General features: G+C 65.5%; 15 protein-coding genes. 8 read left to right on the top strand and 7 right to left on the bottom strand.

The window, feature by feature from the left end; all coding sequences use genetic code 11:
* The first annotated feature begins 54 nt into the window (after positions 1-54).
* Positions 55-633 carry a TetR/AcrR family transcriptional regulator gene (locus tag EV191_RS05115; RefSeq protein ID WP_132875601.1) on the top strand — a complete coding sequence of 193 codons (579 nt, stop codon included), beginning with the start codon at positions 55-57 and terminating at the stop codon, positions 631-633.
* Here the strand turns inward: EV191_RS05115 and serS are convergent.
* Both serS and EV191_RS05125 read right to left on the bottom strand, forming a co-directional pair.
* Positions 616-1881, bottom strand: coding sequence for a serine--tRNA ligase (serS, locus tag EV191_RS05120; RefSeq protein ID WP_132875602.1), 1266 nt, complete (start codon positions 1879-1881; stop codon positions 616-618). The genes EV191_RS05115 and serS overlap by 18 nt on opposite strands.
* Positions 1882-2099: 218 nt before the next feature.
* The gene (locus EV191_RS05125; protein WP_132875603.1) at positions 2100-3011 is read right to left on the bottom strand and encodes a 2-dehydropantoate 2-reductase; all 912 of its coding nucleotides are present in this window, start codon (positions 3009-3011) and stop codon (positions 2100-2102) included.
* 160 nt (positions 3012-3171) lie between these two features.
* Here EV191_RS05125 and EV191_RS05130 point away from each other — a divergent pair, with 160 nt between their 5' ends.
* Together EV191_RS05130 and EV191_RS05135 are read left to right on the top strand one after the other, a co-directional pair.
* Entirely contained in the window at positions 3172-4098 is a 927-nt protein-coding gene (locus tag EV191_RS05130) for a septum formation family protein (RefSeq protein ID WP_165912823.1), read from the top strand.
* 3 nt (positions 4099-4101) lie between these two features.
* Positions 4102-4452 carry a metallopeptidase family protein gene (locus tag EV191_RS05135; protein WP_132875605.1) on the top strand — a complete coding sequence of 117 codons (351 nt, stop codon included), beginning with the start codon at positions 4102-4104 and terminating at the stop codon, positions 4450-4452.
* A 10-nt stretch (positions 4453-4462) separates the two neighbouring features.
* Here the strand turns inward: EV191_RS05135 and EV191_RS05140 are convergent, their stop codons facing one another.
* Positions 4463-5056, bottom strand: coding sequence for a DinB family protein (locus EV191_RS05140; RefSeq protein ID WP_132875606.1), 594 nt, complete (start codon positions 5054-5056; stop codon positions 4463-4465).
* A 429-nt stretch (positions 5057-5485) separates the two neighbouring features.
* Here EV191_RS05140 and EV191_RS05145 point away from each other — a divergent pair, with 429 nt between their 5' ends.
* Positions 5486-6130 carry a hypothetical protein gene (locus EV191_RS05145; protein ID WP_132875607.1) on the top strand — a complete coding sequence of 215 codons (645 nt, stop codon included), beginning with the start codon at positions 5486-5488 and terminating at the stop codon, positions 6128-6130.
* Between the two features lie 15 nt (positions 6131-6145).
* On the opposite strand, the gene EV191_RS05150 is transcribed toward EV191_RS05145, so the two are convergent.
* Both EV191_RS05150 and EV191_RS05155 read right to left on the bottom strand, forming a co-directional pair.
* The gene (locus tag EV191_RS05150; protein ID WP_132875608.1) at positions 6146-7753 is read right to left on the bottom strand and encodes a nuclease-related domain-containing DEAD/DEAH box helicase; all 1608 of its coding nucleotides are present in this window, start codon (positions 7751-7753) and stop codon (positions 6146-6148) included.
* A 47-nt stretch (positions 7754-7800) separates the two neighbouring features.
* On the bottom strand, positions 7801-9852 hold the full coding sequence (locus EV191_RS05155) for an MMPL family transporter (RefSeq protein ID WP_243658749.1): 2052 nt from the start codon (positions 9850-9852) through the stop codon (positions 7801-7803).
* Between the two features lie 173 nt (positions 9853-10025).
* Here EV191_RS05155 and EV191_RS05160 point away from each other — a divergent pair, with 173 nt between their 5' ends.
* Together EV191_RS05160 and EV191_RS05165 are read left to right on the top strand one after the other, a co-directional pair.
* Positions 10026-10508, top strand: a complete 483-nt coding sequence (locus EV191_RS05160; RefSeq protein ID WP_132875610.1) for a MarR family winged helix-turn-helix transcriptional regulator — start codon at positions 10026-10028, stop codon at positions 10506-10508.
* Between the two features lie 63 nt (positions 10509-10571).
* The gene (locus tag EV191_RS05165) at positions 10572-11780 is read left to right on the top strand and encodes a DUF2786 domain-containing protein (RefSeq protein ID WP_165912824.1); all 1209 of its coding nucleotides are present in this window, start codon (positions 10572-10574) and stop codon (positions 11778-11780) included.
* 24 nt (positions 11781-11804) lie between these two features.
* On the opposite strand, the gene EV191_RS05170 is transcribed toward EV191_RS05165, so the two are convergent.
* Complete coding sequence (locus EV191_RS05170) at positions 11805-13256, bottom strand: catalase (protein ID WP_132875612.1); 1452 nt, start codon at positions 13254-13256, stop codon at positions 11805-11807.
* A 235-nt stretch (positions 13257-13491) separates the two neighbouring features.
* Here EV191_RS05170 and EV191_RS05175 point away from each other — a divergent pair, with 235 nt between their 5' ends.
* Positions 13492-14724: a serine hydrolase domain-containing protein gene (locus EV191_RS05175; protein ID WP_132875613.1), complete on the top strand. Its 1233-nt coding sequence runs from the start codon at positions 13492-13494 to the stop codon at positions 14722-14724.
* Between the two features lie 77 nt (positions 14725-14801).
* Positions 14802-15554, top strand: coding sequence for a hypothetical protein (locus EV191_RS05180; protein ID WP_243658750.1), 753 nt, complete (start codon positions 14802-14804; stop codon positions 15552-15554).
* Between the two features lie 61 nt (positions 15555-15615).
* On the opposite strand, the gene EV191_RS05185 is transcribed toward EV191_RS05180, so the two are convergent.
* Entirely contained in the window at positions 15616-17520 is a 1905-nt protein-coding gene (locus tag EV191_RS05185) for a DUF2075 domain-containing protein (protein WP_132875614.1), read from the bottom strand.
* Positions 17521-17732 lie beyond the last annotated feature (212 nt).

The following is a 17732-nucleotide window of genomic DNA, read 5'->3' on the forward strand; positions in this document are numbered from 1 at the left end:
TCCGCAGACTTTGACAGGAGATTTGATAGATCGCTCTACTGATAGACTAGCACGGTGGGCACCACCAAGGAACGCATCATGCTGGCCGGGTCCAAGCTGTTCCGGCGAAACGGCTACACCGGCACCGGAATGAAGCAGATCGTCGCCGAGGCCAGTGCGCCGTTCGGTTCGCTGTACCACTTCTTTCCCGGCGGCAAGGAAGACCTCGGCGACCAGGTAATTCGCAACTCCGGCCGGCTCTACGGCCAGCTCGTCGATGCCTTCTTCGACCCCGCGCCGGACCCGGAAACGGCGGTACGCGACGCCTTCGCGGGGGCCGCGACGACGCTGCGGGAAACCGACTTCGCCGATGCCTGCCCGATCGCCACCATTGCCCTCGAGGTGTCCAGCACCAACGAGAACCTGCGCCGCGCCTGCGCGGAGGTCTTCGAAGAGTGGATCGGCACTCTCGCCGCCCGGTTCAGCGCGGCCGGCATCGCCCAGGACCGCGCCCGCGAACTGGCTGTTTCGCTGATCTGCGGACTCGAAGGCGCGTTCGTACTGAGCCGCGCGCTACGCGATACGAAACCCGTCGAGATCGCCGGAGCCTCGGCCGCGGCCGAGGTGCGCGCGGCACTAGCCGCCGGGCTGTAGCACCTCGCGCCCGCCGAGATACGGCCGCATCGCCTCGGGCACCCGAATCGAGCCATCCGCCAGCTGATGGTTTTCCAGGATCGCGACGATCCACCGGGTGGTTGCCAGCGTGCCGTTCAGGGTGGCCGCGATCTGCGTACGCCCTTCCTCGTCCCGGTACCTGATGTTCAGCCGGCGCGCCTGGAACGTGGTGCAGTTCGAGGTCGAGGTGAGCTCCCGGTAGGCCTGCTGGGTCGGTACCCACGCTTCGCAGTCGTACTTGCGCGCCGCGCTGGTGCCCAAGTCGCCACCGGCCACGTCGATCACCCGGTAGGGCACTTCCAGCTTGCCCAGCATCTCCTCTTCCCAGGCGAGCAGCCGCTGGTGCTCAGCCTCGGCGTCCTCCGGCTTGCAGTACACGAACATCTCGACCTTGTCGAACTGGTGCACCCGGATGATGCCCCTGGTGTCCTTCCCGTACGAACCCGCTTCCCTGCGGAAACACGAGGACCAGCCGGCGTAGTGCCGAGGGCCGGCGCTGAGGTCGATGATCTCGTCCGAGTGATAGCCGGCGAGCGAGACCTCCGAGGTGCCAACCAGGTACAGGTCATCGTCGCGCAGCCGGTACACCTCCGAGGAGTGCGCGCCGAGGAAACCAGTACCGGCCATGATCTCCGGGCGCACCAGTACCGGCGTGATCATCAGCGTGAAACCGTGGTCGGACGCCTGCTGCGCGGCCATGTTCAGCATCGCGAGCTGTAGCTGCGCGCCGATGCCGGTGAGGAAGTAGAACCGGGCGCCGGAAACCTTCGCGCCCCGTTCGGTGTCGATGGCACCTAGCCCGGTGCCCAGGTCGACGTGATCACGCGGGGTGAAGTCGAACTCGCGTGGCGTACCGACGTGTTTGAGCACGACGTAGTCGTCCTCGCCGCCGGCCGGCGCCTCCGGATGCACCACGTTTGGCACGACGGCGTGCAGCTCGGCCAGCTTCTCCTCGGCCGTGGTGCGCTCCGCGTCCGCGGCCTTGACCCGTGCGGCGAGCTCCTTACCCCTAGCAAGGAGCTCTTCGCGTTCCGCGCCGGAAGTCTTCCCGACCTGTTTGCCGAGCTGCTTCTGCTCGGCGCGCAGCCCTTCCGCCGTGGACACCGCGGAACGACGCGTCTCGTCGGCGGACAGCAGGGCCTCTACCAGTGCCTCGTCCTCGCCACGGGCGCGCTGCGAAGCGCGCACCGCCTCCGGGTCGTCGCGCAGTGTCTTCAGGTCAATCACGGCATATAACACTAGCGGCGGGGTCGCGTGCGGTAGCCAGGACCCGGGCGGTGCCGTAACGGGGCTACCGCCGGGCGGCGAGGGGAGGTCCGGCCGACGGTAGCCGTTGAAGGCGCTGGGGGATCCGCCTTCCTCCTCCAGTGTAGGCGTCTTTCACCCGCATGGCCGCTGTTCAACGCGGCAACTCGCGCGTTGTACGCAGCCGGTGACCGCGTTCTTCAGGAATCTTGTGGTGCGGGCGCGACGTCCAGCGCGCGCAGCAGGGTCAGCATGGTGCGGGCGAGTGGCACCTCGATCCCGTAGCGCTCGGCGTAGCGCACGATCGGCCCGAGGATGAACTCGTGTTCCAGGGGCCGCCCGGCCAGCCGGTCGTAGAGCATCGACGAACCGCCGGCCGGGTCCATCCGACCCCACATCCGCCGGATGCGGTCCAACTCCCGCTCGGTCAACTCCGCGCCGTCCGCGCGAGCCACCCGCAGTGCTTCGCGCATCAACTCGGTGGCCATGGCGCCCACCTCCGGCTCGGTGATCACCTCCATCCTGCGCATCGTCAACGCGGTCAGCGGGTTGGCTGCCACATTGCTCAGCAGCTTGCGCCAGGCGGCCGCGCGAAAGTCCGGCACGGCCTGCACAGCCAGCCCGGTGCCGTCGAACAGCTCGCGAAACCGCGCCGCATGCACGCCTTCCGGGATCACCAGCTGACCGTCGGCATGGCTGACCACCTCGCCCGGCGCCACCCGCTCGACCGGGGCATACACCACGGTCGGCAGGATCGCGGCAGGCTCGACCAGGCCGTCCAGGCGCTCCGCGTGATCCACGCCGTTCTGCAACAGCGCCACCACGGTCTCCGGGCCGACCAGGTGCCGCAGCCATTCCGCCACACCCGGGGTGTCCTGCGCTTTCGTGGTGACCAGCAGCCAGGGCACGGGTCGTTGCGCGGCCGGCTCCGAGCTGATCGCCAGCTCGGGGCTGATGCTGCCGTCCGGAGTGCGCAGCCGTAGCCGCTCGACCGGGCTGCGCACACAGAGCGTCACCGCCCGACCTGCTTCGGCGAGCAACGCGGCGGTGTAGCCGCCGATCGCGCCGCCGCCGATCACGGCTACCTCGGGTTCCCGCCGATGCTCCAGCACACGTCGAACCTACCCAGTCGCGCAAGGCAATCCGCTGGTCAGCTGCTCATGACCGGTATCACTGGCTGCCCGGCTTGCTGAACAGGCATGATGGTCTCTGATGTCGCCGTCTAACTGGTTACGCCCGAGCCGCACGGGCCCTGGCAGAACCCGGCTGTTGATGACCGGGGCCTTCGTTGGCGCGCTCGTCGTACTCGGCCTCAGCCTCACCTTCTCCTGGCCGGCGCAGGTGCAGAACCCGATCGCCGTGGTGGACGAGGAGACCAAGCGCGCCGAGGAAGCCTTCAATTCACCCGCCGGCACCTGCGTGACCTGGACCAAGGGTGACAGCAGCGATATGCGCAAGGTGAAATGCGCACAGCCACATCTGTTCGAGATGGTCGGTTCGGTGAACATCGCCTCGGACTTCGGGCCGCAAGCCCCGCCGCCGACCACGAAACAGTGGCGCGAGCTCACCGAGCAGAGTTGCGGCAAGCTGGCCGAGGAACAACTCGGCAAGAAGCTTGACCCGGAAGGCAAGCTCTCGCTCGGCACCCTGCGGCCAAGCGAGGACCAGTGGCGCGACGGGGATCGCAAGCTGCGCTGCGGCCTCCAGTACGCCACCCCTGGCGGCCAGCTACAGGAACTGGAAGGCCCGGCCGCCGAGCAGGAGCAGTCGGATATCTACGAAGTGGGCACCTGCCTCGCGCTGGACGGGAAAACCGTCGGCGACCCGGTGGCCTGCGACAAGGCGCACGCCTACGAGATGATCGGCATCATCGACCTTGGCCACGAGTTCTCCGATGGCTATCCCAGCGTGGACGATCAGAACACCTATCTGGACACCACGTGTTCGGAAGAGGTCGACCGGTATTCCGGTGGCAAGAGCCTGAAGGACAACGGGCTGGTTGTCTCCTGGGACACCAGATCGCAGGAGAGTTGGGACGCCGGCTCCAAACTGGTCAACTGTAAGATCGCCGCGGACCCGAAGGACGGCGATTCATTGGCCCCGGTGACCGGTAGCTTCGCCAAGGAACCGGAACCGTCGGAGTCCGGGAAACCAGAAGAGTCAACCGAAAGCTCCGAGAAGCCCGGGGACGGTAACTGATAGATGCCGGTGGATATGCCGCCCGCCCGGTTCGAGGAACTGGTCGGTGACGCGCTGGACGCGGTGCCCGCGCAGTTCGCGCAGATGATGGACAACGTGGTCATCCTGGTGGAAGCGCGCAACCCCGAGGAACCGAGCCTGCTCGGGCTCTACGAGGGGATCGCGCTGACCGAGCGGATGTCCGACTACGGCGGCGTACTACCCGACACGATCACCATCTACCGGGACGCGATCCTGGATATCTGCGAGACCGACGAGCAGGTCGTCGACGAGGTCAGCATTACCGTGGTGCACGAGATCGCGCACCATTTCGGCATCGACGACGCTCGACTGCACGAGCTCGGTTGGGCTTGATCCAACCGTCCTATTCGTCTAGTGGTCGGCCGCGCCAGCGCCAGCCGGTTTGCGCCGGACGGCCAGCGAGCTGCACCCGGTCGGTCGCCCAGAGCAGCGCCGTCCATGGGTCGGTATCAGCGAGCTCTTCGGCGGCTACCGGGAACATCCGGGCGAGTACCCGTTCGCAGGTGGCGCGTGGCGGATCCAGCACGAGACCGAGATTGCGCGCGACATCCTCGCCGTGCACCAGCGTCTCCACGCAGCCCATGGCGGCGAAACCCGCGGGATCGGACATCCCGCTCGGGTGGTAGCCACGCGCCGACGGCGGCGCGGTGCGCACGACCGCGCCGAGCATGCCGCCGCCGGCAACGAGAAATTCCAGCAGGTCCGCGGGCGTCGCCTCGTCATCGGCGGTGGCCAGGAAGCGCACATAACGCTCCCGCGGCTGCGCGGCAAGCTGTGCGGCGTAACCGACCAAGCAATCGGCGGCATGCGCCACGGTGTACCAGCTGCTCCACTCGCCAATCCCCGGACTGGCCAGCCAGTCCCGGTCGGTTGCCTGGCGAAGGGTGGCCACGGTATGCGAAACGGCGGCGTCAAGATCTTCAGCGGTCACTGTCACGAAGTCGTCTCCCCAGCGATACCGAGCGTATGCATTGAACCTCACTTTGCCAGCTGAACGCTTGCCGGTAAATGTGTTTGCCGAACCGGCCTGGAATGCCTAACGTATGGGTACACGGGAAAGGAGGTGGTCCAACGTTGAATACGTATCGGACTCGTGAGGTGGCTGTCCGCTAGGACGCCAACGTTTCGTTCGACTGCCCTTTCGGGTGTCGAACTCCCTTTCGCGGAATCGCGTTGAGCGTTCGGCGAATACCAGGCAGTTACCCGGCCCTCGGGGTCCCGTGTGTGGTCCAACACGGGCCCGCCTGCCGTGCGGAGTAGGCGGGAGCACCCCGGGGGCCGTCTGCTAACCAAGGGCTCTCTCGCGGTCGAGTTGTGCGCGCGAACTATGATTCTGTCGCCTTATGAATGCGGACGGAATATCCGCGTGAATCGACAGGAGAGCACGATTAACCAGATCCGTACCACCCTGCTCGGAATCTGTGCCGTATCAACCATTCTGATAGCCGGCTGCGGTGGGAATGAAACCGAAGGTAGCGATTCGGCGAACGCGGAACAGGCTAACGCGTCGGCCCCGCCCACGAGTGTCGAACCAGTCGACCCGGCGGAACTCGATATCACCGAACCCGGCGCCGAGCTGCAACTCGGCGAACAAGCGATCGTGCCGTTCACGACCATGGACGAGTCCATTCGCTACGTCGGCATCACGGTGAGCGCGATCGAAGAGGCCGACCGGGACGAGTTCCGCGCGCGGTTCGGCGAGGATGCCGAAAACGTCGTGCCCTACTTCCTCCGCTACGAGGTCGAGAACGTGGACGGCACCGACCTCACCGCCGAGTCACCGCAGGTCGCCCTGGCCGGCGCGGATGGTGGCAGCAAGGGCGCCATGGTCACCGGCCAGCTCGCCGGTTGCGAGGAAGCACGCGGCGCGATGGAGACCACGCTCGGCAAGAGCTTCGAAAGCTGCAAGCTGGACGCCGCGAGCGAAGGCACCGACGTGGTGGCGGAGTACAAGCACGTGACCCCGGAAAGCGAAGAGTATTACGACAGCCCGGTTACCTGGACACGGTAGCCACCCGCAGCACCCTCAGCCAGGGCCACAGACCACAAGTAGGTCCGTGGCCCTACTCATACCCACGTAGCGTAGCTGGCGTTCCTGCGCTGAATCGGGGAAACCATTCAATGCCAGTACAACGGCCTTGCGTTCTAAGCCTTTGACGCTCTTGACGTGCCCGTAGAACGTGCTTGAACCGTCCCAAAAGGAATCCCGGTAGCCGTTCTTACCGAGCTCGGCAATCCGGCGCGCCTGCTGCGGATGCGCGGCTCGAGTCGTCAGTACCAGCACATCCGCCGGCTTCCACCCTTCCCGCAGTAGTTCGGCGAGCATCCGGTCCGCGGTTGGCACCGCTTCCCGCACGGCGCAGCGCACGAACCGGACCTCTGGGCCATCCACCCCGCGCGGGGTCACCGGCTGCGCGCCATAGGGCTGAAACGCGCGGGCGATCTGCTTGCTGTTCCGCACGTTCTCGTCGAGTCGTAGCGTCAGGAAACCCTCTTCGGGGATGGCGCCCCGATCGAACACCCGCTGCCCCTCGTCCGCGAAAGCGATCACGCTGCCCCGGTCCGGATTACGTAGCAGCGCATGCAGCGGCTCCCACCAGGTCGGTGCGAAATCCTGTACTTCGTCGATCACCAGCGCGTCGAACCGATCCCGGTTGGACAACTCCGCCGCCCCTGTCGCCATCAGCCTGGCGGCCTCCCGCTCGTAAAACTCCGGCCCCGGCTCGTGACCACCGGCGGGTCGGCCACCAAGCCAGTACGCGAAGCTGTGGAAGGTGCCGACGCGGGCTGGTCGGTGCCCTTGCGGCAGTGCGGCGACCTCGCGCCGCAGCAGCTCGGCCAGTCCTCGGTTGAAGCAGAGCAGCGCGACCCGCTTGCCCTGCTGCGCGAACCTGCTCGCCTGCGCGACCGCGAGGAAGGTCTTTCCGGTTCCCGCCCCGCCCATGACCTGCACCCGTGGCTGCTCGCGCAGCATTTCCAGCATCCGTCCCTGCTGGAGGGTGTAAAGCCGGCACTGTTCGCTGCGCTGTGCATCGTTTGCCGCGAGTTGGCCGGCCAGATCGATCTGCGGTTGATGCGGACCGCGCAGTACGTCGACCAGTTGGGCGGCTTCCGCCTCGGTGGGCGGCGCCGGCTGATCACGCAGCGCAAGGAGCTGGTCCCGGATTCGTTCCCCGAGCCGAGCGAGATCCCGCTGATCGGAGATCAGGTAGCGAGGGCACTCCGTGGTGCCGAAATCGTCCCGCAGGGTCGTGAACGGCACCGCCACGTGATGTGCCAGCCGCGGATCGCCGCCCGACCATCGGGGCAACGTCCGCAGTGTCCCCCGCAGGCCGTACTTGAACTCGCGGGCCTGGCGAGCCGGGTTGCTGATCGGCTTGCGCTTCTTCCCGATCACGTTCACCCAGCGACCGTTGGCGTAGTCGATCTGACCGCCCTTGACCTCGATGATCGCCACCCCGACACCCGGCCAGACCACCACGGCGTCGGCCTCCCGATCCTTGTCGACCCTGGTCAGCACCAGATTGGTGACCAAACTCGCGGATTCGGGCAGTTGCTCACGCAGAGCCGTGAACACGGCGTGTTCGGCCGGGCTGAGTCCTTCCGCATCGGGTGCGGCCGGTAGCGCGCTCATGGCCCGATAGTGCCGATCGAACTCGGTTGCGAAAAGTACTCGCCCGATTACTCACCCGCACGGCCCAACCGGTCACCAGGCCCGCCCGCACGCGACAGGGCCGAGGGCCACCACACCCGTTTGCCCAGATCGATGGTCAGTGCCGGAACCAGCAGCGAACGCACGATCAAGGTGTCAACCAGCACGCCGAACGCGACGATGAAGGCGAGCTGGGCGAGAAACAGGATTGGCAGCACCGCGAGTGCCGCGAAGGTGGCGGCGAGTACCACCCCTGCCGAGGTGATCACCCCGCCGGTGACGGTAAGCCCCCGTAACGTGCCGGCTCGGGTGCCGAGCGTCTTCGTCTCGTCACGGACCCGGGTCATGAGAAAGATGTTGTAGTCGATGCCGAGCGCCACCAGGAACACGAACCCGAATAGCGGTACCACTGGATCCGCGCCGGGAAACCCAAGTATGTGGTTGAACACCAGCGCCGACACGCCCATGGTGGCGGCGAACGAGAGCACCACCGTGCCAATCAGCAGCAGGGCCGCGAACAGCGCCCGCAGCAGTAGGGCGAGTACGGCAAAGACCACGAGCAACACAATCGGGATGATCACCGCGCGATCACGCTGCGAGGTTTGCTGCGTGTCCAGCAGCGTCGCGCTCTGTCCGCCAACCTTCGCTTCCGCCCCCGGTACGGCACGGACCGCGGTCCGGATGTCGGCGACCGTTTCGGTTGCGGCTGCCGTATCGGCCGCGGCATCGAGCGTGGCTTCGATCTGCACCAGTCGCCCCTCCACCCGAGGCTCTCCGTCTCGAGTGGAGGTCAGTTCCGCGCCGGATACCCCGGGCACCTGCCGCGTGGCCGCCAGAACCGGTTCCGCCGCGGAGGCGTCGGCAATCACTATGGTGGGTGTGCCGGAACCACCCGGAAAGTGCTCAGCGAGGATCTGCTGCCCACGGACCGAGTCAACCTCGGTGAGGAACACGTCCGACTGGGCCGTCCCTTCGGCATTGAGTTGCGGCAGGAATGCCGCGCCCACAAGCAGCACCACCGTCGTACCGATCCACACCGCGCGTGGCGCTCGACCAACCGCCCCAGCGATCCGCCCCCAGATGCTCCGTTGTTCCGGATGCGCCGAGCCGTATGCCGGCCTGAATGGCCAGAACGCGGCTCGGCCACAGAGCGCGAGAACCGCTGGTAGGAACGTCATCGAGGCGAGCACCGCCGCACCGATGCCGATCGCGGCCACCGGTCCCAGCCCCTGGTTGGACCGCAGATCACTGAACAGCAAGCACAGCACGCCAAGAATGACGGTCGCCGCCGAAGCCGCTACCGGTTCGACCGTCGCGCGCCACGCCCGGCGCATCGCGGGATAGCGATCCGCGGTGTCGCGTAGCTCCTCGCGGAACCGGGAGACGAGCAGCAGTGCGTAGTCGGTGGCGGCGCCGAACACGAGAATGAACAGGATGCCCTGGCTCTGGCCATCCAGGGTCAGTACGCCGCCGTCGGTGAGCAGATACACCACACCACTCGCCAACGCCAGCCCACATAGCGCGGACAGGATCACCAGGACGGGCAGTAGCGGGCTGCGGTAGACGATCACCAGGATCACCGCTACGGCGATTCCCGCCACAAGCAGCAGCATGCCGTCGATGCCGCCGAAGGCTTCGCCGAGATCCGCCGCCTGCGCGGCAGGTCCCGTAACGAGCACCGTGAGTCCACCTGGTGAGTCGGTGACCAGCTCGCGAAGCTCCGCCACCCCGCTGTCCGGCTCGCCGGCCAGCGGTACAACGACCTGGAGTGCCTTGCCGTCCGTCGAGGGAATCGCCGGGGACGGCGGTTGGATGCCAGGAATCGACTCGGCCGCATCGACGAACTGAGCGACGTAGCCCCGATCCGCGGGCGTGATCCCGGTCGACCGTTCGGCGACCACGATCGCCGGAATTCGCTCGGCTCCGCTGAACTGCCGCTGTAGGCCGGCGACCTCGGTTGCTTCCGCCGATTCGGGCAGAAACGATGCTCCGTCGTTTTCCGCCACCTCGCTGAGCGCGCCGGCATAAGGACCGCCGACGGCGCCGACGGCCAGCCAGCCGATCAGTAGCAGCGCTGGCACCAACCAGCGAAGCCTTCGGCGAGTGGGCGAACTGTTTCCTAATGCGGTCACGTTGGCATCTGTCCAATCTAAACTATTTCGATGATTGAACTATTGAAACGGTATGCTCGTTCGCGCAACCGCGGCAACTTTTAACGGGTGAGACGAAAGTGACACCGGCCAACCGGCGCCCTGTGCCGGATTCCGACCAGCTGGACCACGACGATCAGGCGTTAGTGCGAAAACTACGCCAACTAACCGTGGAGTCTGATCATTTCGCGGAGATCTTCCGCGAGGCACATGGCATGCACCGAACGGACCTCAACGCCCTAGCGGTGATCATGGACGCGGCGGCCACTGACCGGGCGATGAGTCCTGGCGAGCTGGCCGAAGCGCTGCACCTTAGCGCCTCGGCCACGACCGCACTACTTGACCGACTCGACGCGGCCGAACTGATCGAGCGAGTGCGCAGCCGGAGCGACGGCCGCCGAGTGGAGTTACGGATGCGGGAACAGGCTAAAGACCTCGGGCGCCAGTTCTTCCTTCCGCTCAGTGCGGCGTTATCCCGCGAATGGGCACAGTTCGACTCCGCCGAACGAAGAGCGGTCGCGCGTTTCCTTTCCGCGAGTATCGCCGCGACGGTACACACCAGGAGCGAGATGGCCAGGCAGTCTTGACGGCGTCACCGGATGTCGGCGCCGACTGGTACAACGACGAGCAGCGTCAACGAAGGGAGGCGAGTGAGCAGGCGAACCGGGGTGGGCGACACCGAACAGATCGCCGCGGCGATCCTGCACGCGGCCCGCACAGATGACGAGTTCGAGTGGAACCCAGTTCTGACCAGCCCGCGTGCCCTCGGTATCGGCGCGGATATCGCGCTACACCAGGCACTCGACGAGTTGTGGCAGGCCGGCTGGCTGCCGGTAGACCTCTGGCAGATCACCCGACGCCGCACCGACGATTCGGCGGTTCGCCTGGTCATCGACGCGATCGCCGGCAACCTTGCCCGGTACGCGCAGGCGAACCTGCCAGACCAGTGGCGCACTCAACTCGCCGAACTGGACGCGACCGTGTGGTGGGATCGCGATGAGCCACTGCTGACCCAGTGGGCCCGGCGAATGCGGCTGGATCTTCCCGATGCCCTCGGTACCGTGCTCGAACTACTCGCCGAACTGCTGGAACTGCCCGAGCTACCGGTGATCGCCCCACTGCCGGGCCATCTGCCGCGCTCCGGGGCCGAGCCGCCGCGCGGGCTCGACCAGAAGGTGCTCGGGCGAGTGCGTGCACTACTTGCCAAGGCGGAGCGCACCACGTTCCCCGAAGAGGCCGAGGCGTTGTCAGCGAAGGCACAGGAACTGATGAACCGGTATGCCTTCGAACGCGCCGTGCTCGACGAGGACGACGATGAGCGCCACGAGCACGCCGCGGCGTCGAGTCGCGTGTGGCTGGACAACCCGTACCTGGACGCGAAGGCCAGTCTGGTCCACGTGGTCGCCGAGGCCAACCGGTGCCGGGCCGTGCAGCACGGCAATCTGGGCTTCCTTTCGCTGATCGGCGATGATCTTGACCTCGAGATCACCGAGCTGCTGGCGACCTCGCTGCTGGTGCAGGCAACGACCGCGATGGTGGCCGAAGGCCGCACGGAAACCCCATCCGGAACCCGTGCGTTTCGACGGTCGTTCCTGTTCGCCTACGCGCACCGGATCGGTGAACGGTTGGCCGAAGCCGAGTCGGCGGCACGGGAGGCGGCCGATGACCCTCGGCTGCTGCCCGTTCTGGCCGACCGGGAGCGCGTCGTGGACGCCACGCTGTATGAGATGTTTGGCGACCCCAAGCCAAAAACCATCTCGCTGAGCGATCCGTCCGGTTGGCATGCAGGGCGGAACGCCGCCGACCGCGCCGACCTCGGCATCGACCATCCAGCCCTGGCCGCCACCAACCAGCCGTAACCGCGTTCTTTAAGGTTAGCGAGGTTAACGCGAGCGAACGGCTTTCTCGATGCGCTCGCCGATGTCTTTGTCCACATTGCGCCAGTAGTCAAAGGCACGCTTGAGCACCGGTTCGGTCACACCACCAGCCAGGTGTCCAGCCACATTGGACACTAGACGCTCGCGGGCCGCGTCGTCCATCACCTCACGGACCAGCGTGCCGGCTTGCCCGAAGTCGTCGTCCTCGGCGTGCGGCTGATACGCGGCGTGCACCATCTCGCCACTGGTGGGCCAACCAGCCACCTCGCCGTAGCGCTCGGAATCGGCCCGCGGTCCGCCCTTGGAGTTGGGCGCATAGACCGGATCAGCGACATTCCGGATCCGCATCGCGCCATCCTTGCTGTAACTGTGCACCGGGATCTTCGCTTCGTTAACCGGAATCTGCTTGTAGTTCACACCAAGCCGGGCACGATGCGCATCGGCGTAGGAGAAGATCCTGGCGAGCAACATCTTGTCCGGGCTCGGTCCGATACCGGGTACCAGGTTGTTCGGCTCGAAGGCAGCCTGCTCTATCTCGGTGTGGAAGTCGGTCGGGTTACGGTCCAACGTCATCCTGCCGACCTCGTGCAGCGGGTAGTCGGCGTGCGGCCAGACCTTGGTGAGGTCGAACGGGTTAAACCGGTAACTCGCCGCATCGGCAAACGGCATGATCTGCACGTAGAGTGTCCAGCTTGGATAGTCACCGCCGTGAATCGCGCTATGCAGATCCCTGGTGTGGTAATCGCCGTCCTGGCCGGCAATCTGATCGGCTTCTTGCTGGGTAAGGTAATCGATGCCCTGGTCGGTCTTGAAGTGGTATTTGACCCAGAACTTCTCGCCAGCGGCATTCACCCACATGTACGTGTGGCTGGAGTAGCCGTTCATATGCCGCCAGGTTTTCGGTATGCCTCGATCCCCCATCAGCCAGGTCACCTGGTGCGCGGACTCCGGGGACAACGTCCAGAAGTCCCACTGCATATCGTTGTCCCGCAGGTTCGTGTCGGCGCGCCGTTTCTGCGAGCGGATGAAATGCTGGAACTTCATCGGATCGCGAATGAAGAAGACCGGAGTGTTGTTGCCGACCATGTCGTAGTTGCCTTCGCTGGTGTAGAACTTCACCGCGAAACCACGAGGATCACGCCAGGTGTCTGGGCTACCGCGTTCCCCTGCGACGGTGGAGAACCGAATCATCATGTCGGTTTCGACACGTGGCTGGAACACCGCCGCCTTGGTGTACGAGCTTACATCGGCCGTGACGACGAACTTGCCGAACGCGCCCCCACCCTTGGCGTGCGGCTGGCGCTCCGCGATGCGCTCGCGGTTGAAATTCGCCATTTGCTCGATCAGATAGTGATCCTGCAGCAGGATCGGCCCGTTCGGCCCGACGGTGAGCGAGTATTCGTCGCTGGCGACCGGAATACCAGCATCCGTGGTCGTGATGCGCTCGGTTTCAGTCATTTTGCCGCGTCTCCTGGCGGTAGGCGAATCAGTCGGCAGCGGCGGACGTGGCGCTCCGCCCGCACCGGCACACTGCCCTCGGGTGTACCTCCACTGCACTACCGCTCGCGGGATCAGTCAAGGAAGGCCTGTTCATCCGCCACCCATTCGGGGGATGGCGGTCACTCGACCTGCTCGCGCGATCGACTGTTGGCCGATATACATGAACTGATCTCGCGGACGGCAGGAGCGATCAGTGGCGAATTTCGAGGTGACGGCGGACCCCGGCGAGCACGGCCTGGACGCGCGACGGTTGGGCCGGATCGACCAGCGGTTCAACCAGTACGTGGCAGACGGGTTACTGCCCGGCTGGCTGGCTGCGATCAGCAGGCACGGCAAGGTCTGCTATCTCGCCAGTGGTGGACAGCGCGACATGGAAGCGGGGCTGCCCGTCGAGTCGGACACCGTCTGGCGGATCTTCTCGATGACCAAGCCGATCACGTCGGTCGCGGCGATGATGTTGTTCGAGGAGGGCGCCTTCGACCTCACCGATCCGATCGAGCGCTGGTTGCCCGAGTTCGCGGATATGCGCGTGTTCACCAAGGGCTCGGCGCTGCGGCCGGTGACCGAACCGGCGCGCGAGCCGATCAGGGTGTGGCACCTGCTCAGCCATACGGCCGGCCTGACCTATGGGTTTCACCATGCGCATCCGGTGGATGCGATGCACCGTGCGGCGGGGTTCGAGTGGAGCACACCGCCGGGTAAGGATCTCGCGGCCTGCTGCGCGGCCTGGGCGGAACTCCCGCTGCTGTTTCAGCCGGGTGCGGAGTGGACGTACTCGGTGGCCACGGACGTGCTGGGCAGGCTCGTCGAAGTGGCTTCGGGGATGCCGCTTGACCGGTTTTTCGCCGAGCGGATTTTCGCACCGCTTGGTATGACCGAAACGGGCTTTCAGGTTACTGGCGAAGCGCTGGACCGCCTTGCCGCGCTGTATGTGCCACGACCGGGCAGCCGTAAGGCCGTGCGCAATGACAAGCTGGGCGAGGCGATCACCCTGACCCCCGACTGCTTGCAGGGCGGTGCCGGTCTCGCGTCCACTGTGGCCGATTATCACCGGTTCACCCAGTTCCTGTTGCGTCGTGGGGAACTGGACGGCGTGCGGTTGCTCGCGCCGCGCACCGTGGAACTGATGACGAGCAACCACCTGCCGAACGACGCGGATCTCGAACAGTTCGGCCGGCCGCTGTTCGCCGAGATGCCGTTCGATGGTTTCGGCTTCGGCTTGGGATTCTCCGTGCTGCGCGATCCAGTGAAGGCGAAAACCCTCGCCAGCAAAGGCGAGTTTGCCTGGGGCGGCGCGGCGAGCACGGCATTCTGGGTGGACCCCACCGAAGACTTGACCGTGCTTTTCTTCACCCAGCTGTTGCCGTCCAGCACGCATCCGTTGCGCCAGCAGCTGCGCCAGGACGTGTACCAAGCACTCTGCTGACCGAGATCTTCAGACTATTTTCATTTTTGGGACATGCGTGCCCTCGCCCATTCCAATGCGACGGCGGGAGCACAGGTATGCAGGATACGGACAACAACCACACGGCCAGTATCGACAGCGCGGCGGATCGCGCGGTCAGCTTCCGGCGGGCCGGATGGGTCCTGTTCACCGTTTCGGCGGCGTTGAGCGTGCTGAGCATGGCCGTGCCCGCGCTGATCGACCATCCACTAACTACGGAACGCGGCGAGATCCGCCGCTATGTCGACGTCTTCGAGGAAGCCAATCTGCCCACTTGGTGGAGCACCGGGCTGCTGGTCTTGGCCACGCTCACGCATCTCGTCGTCGCGGTGCTCGCGCGGGCTCGACGGGCGCCAAGCGCATGGGCGTGGTTCGGCAGCGCGGTACTGCTCGGCGCGCTGTCTCTGGATGACCACACGATGTTGCACGAACGGTTGGACCGGATCGGCGAGCGGTTCGTGACCTTCGATGGTTTCCCGTTCTACTGGCTGATCCCCGGGGTATTCGCGGGGGCACTGATCGCGATCGCTTTCGCGGTGCTGGCCGTGCGACTACGAGGTGCGGCGCGGTGGTGCATCGTGCTTGGCTGTGCGGTGCTGCTCGCCTCCGCGCTGGGTGGCGAGGTGCTACAGGGTGTACTCATCGCGGTCGGCGAAAGCGGGCCACTGTACGTGCTGACGTACCACGCTGAAGAGCTCGGCGAGAACATCGGGACGCTGCTGCTACTCGCGGCCGCCGCGCAGTCGGTGACCGTGACCGAACGGTCGGGTAACTACCAGCTGGCCTACACACAGCACTCGGCGAGCCGCTAGCGACGCACCAAGAACCTGGTCAGCCCCACCGACCGCACCGGCGCACACTCGACAGCCTTCGTTAAGGATCTTGCTGTAGCAGGGCGATCGACTCCAGGAACTCCTGAGTTTCCGGATCCGTCGAGTACAAACAGACACCGCGCATGCCCCTGGTGAGCAACACCTTGTAGGTATTGCGGATCAGGTTGGCGAACTGTGCACCATCGGACTTCCGCACGGCCGGATCGTGCGAGTATTGCGGCCGCGCGACCCAGGTTCCGTCCCTACGCACGAAGTCGTCGCCGAAGATCACGCCTGCCCAGTCGTACTCGAAGCCCTGTGCCGTGTAGATGCAGCCGACCTGGCCAAAACCACGTTCGTCGGACGCCCAGTAATACGACTCCGGTGCGTCGGAGACCCGCTTGCCTGGCTTGGCATTCCACGGCCGCCGCCAAGCACCGATCTCCACGTCCGGGACAAGTACCTTGCCGTTCTCGCTGGTCACCGGATCGCTCCAGGGCCAGCAGTAGCCAGCGGCGATCCGCGATGTGCCACCGAACGCATCTGCCTGACGCAGCAGCCACGCCTCAAGCTGTTCCGGCGACCGCGCCGTCGCCACGGCGAATCCCTCATCCAACGGCGTGGCGATCTTGCCCCAGGGCACCGGCGGCTGCCGGTCGATCTCCAGCAACCGGGCAACCCAACCGTCGAACGAAGCCGATCCTCCACATCGGAACCGGCCCGCGAGGTGCACCACATCAACGCGGCAGCCAAGCGCTTGTGCGGCCGCCTCGATCTGCGCACGGGAACCCATTTCACCTGGCCGCACCGTCTGATTCTCGTCCAGCAAGAAAACCGGAACCCAGGCCACATCGATCAACTCGTTGATCTGCGGTCGAGCGCGCTCACGGGCTTCGCGCTTGGTGTAGCGATTCACGCTCGTCTCGCGGATGCGGTGTGCCTCGTCGCAGATCAGCACGTCCAACTCGCGCGGTTCGGAGTCGATGTAGTTGTTGAAATACTTGAACAGGGTTTGCACGCGCTTGTCGCGCCGGCCGGCGATCTTGCGCATCGTGTTGGTGAAGGCGCTCGACCCGGTGGCGTGATGTGCCGGGCGCCCCTGCCGGGAAAGCTCACCGAGCAGGTTCAGCGCGATCACGCTCTTACCCGAACCTGGCCCACCGAGCACGATTACGACCGTCTGTGTCCGTGCTGCCCTTGCCCGCTCAACGGCCTGAAGTACAAGGTGATAAGCCACCCGTTGCTCGTCGAGCAGCACGAACTGCTCGCGTTCCTGCATCTCCTTCGCCGCCAGCGTCATCAACGGCTTCGAAACCGAATGCTGGAAGTTCACCAGGTCCTCGGCCGCTTTGCGGGCTTCGTCCCTACCGCTGTCCGGAGCGAGCACCGTGCGCAGATGGTCGATCAACGCGGCCTTGTCGTCCATCGTGAACAGCTGGCCACGCTGGTCGGGTTCGTACTGGGTCAGTGCCGAAACCGCGGCTCGGCTGGCGTTATGCAGGTAGGCGATGCCGTGTACGGCATGCGGTCGGTCACCGAGCGCGGGTGTTGAGTCAACGAGGTAATCGCAGTAGCCGCGTACCTGGGAAACCGGATGCAGCACGGGTTCGGCATAGGCGTCAAGCGAAACCAGCTCGGCGGCTAGCAGCTCGGCGCGCGACCACTGCTTCAGTTCGACGAGCAGATAGACGGGCTCACCGAGCCGCGGATGCGTGCCGCACAGAATCGCATCGACCCGTTTGGGACTGTGCGGGAGTTTATGCTCCAGCAACACTTCCACATGACCAAGACCAGCGTCGACGAGGTCGGCGAGCAACACCGGCAGGCTGCGCTGCCACGATCGGATTTCGGCAGCGCCGGCACGCGATTCGAACTGAATGCTGGCTTGTTCGGCAAGCACCTCGTGCAATCGACCTGCCCTGGCATCGGCGAGTAGCGCGGCAGCACTCTGCCGGACAAGAGCCACCTTGATCCCCCACTGGACGCACGTCTGCTACGTGCGGGTGGGGGCAGCGACGAAGTCGTGACTTCGGTGCCCGTCGGGCCGCGACCCCAAGGTTAGTCGACAAGCACAAGTTCTCGTTGGTAGTGGATTCGCGGAAGGTTCTCAGCTACCGCTGGCTACCGAGACCGCCTTCTTAAGGATCTTGTCGTTACAGTACGCGATCAACCGTCACT

The sequence above is a fragment of the Tamaricihabitans halophyticus genome (assembly GCF_004340875.1).
Taxonomy (GTDB): domain Bacteria; phylum Actinomycetota; class Actinomycetes; order Mycobacteriales; family Pseudonocardiaceae; genus Tamaricihabitans; species Tamaricihabitans halophyticus.

Coding starts and splice junctions, on each gene's coding strand:
- EV191_RS05130 (WP_165912823.1), top strand. CDS start 3,172: ATGACCGGGGCCTTCGTTGGCGCGCTCGTCGTACTCGGCCTCAGCCTC.
- EV191_RS05135 (WP_132875605.1), top strand. CDS start 4,102: ATGCCGGTGGATATGCCGCCCGCCCGGTTCGAGGAACTGGTCGGTGAC.
- EV191_RS05150 (WP_132875608.1), bottom strand. CDS start 7,753: ATGAGCGCGCTACCGGCCGCACCCGATGCGGAAGGACTCAGCCCGGCC.
- EV191_RS05170 (WP_132875612.1), bottom strand. CDS start 13,256: ATGACTGAAACCGAGCGCATCACGACCACGGATGCTGGTATTCCGGTC.
- EV191_RS05180 (WP_243658750.1), top strand. CDS start 14,802: ATGCAGGATACGGACAACAACCACACGGCCAGTATCGACAGCGCGGCG.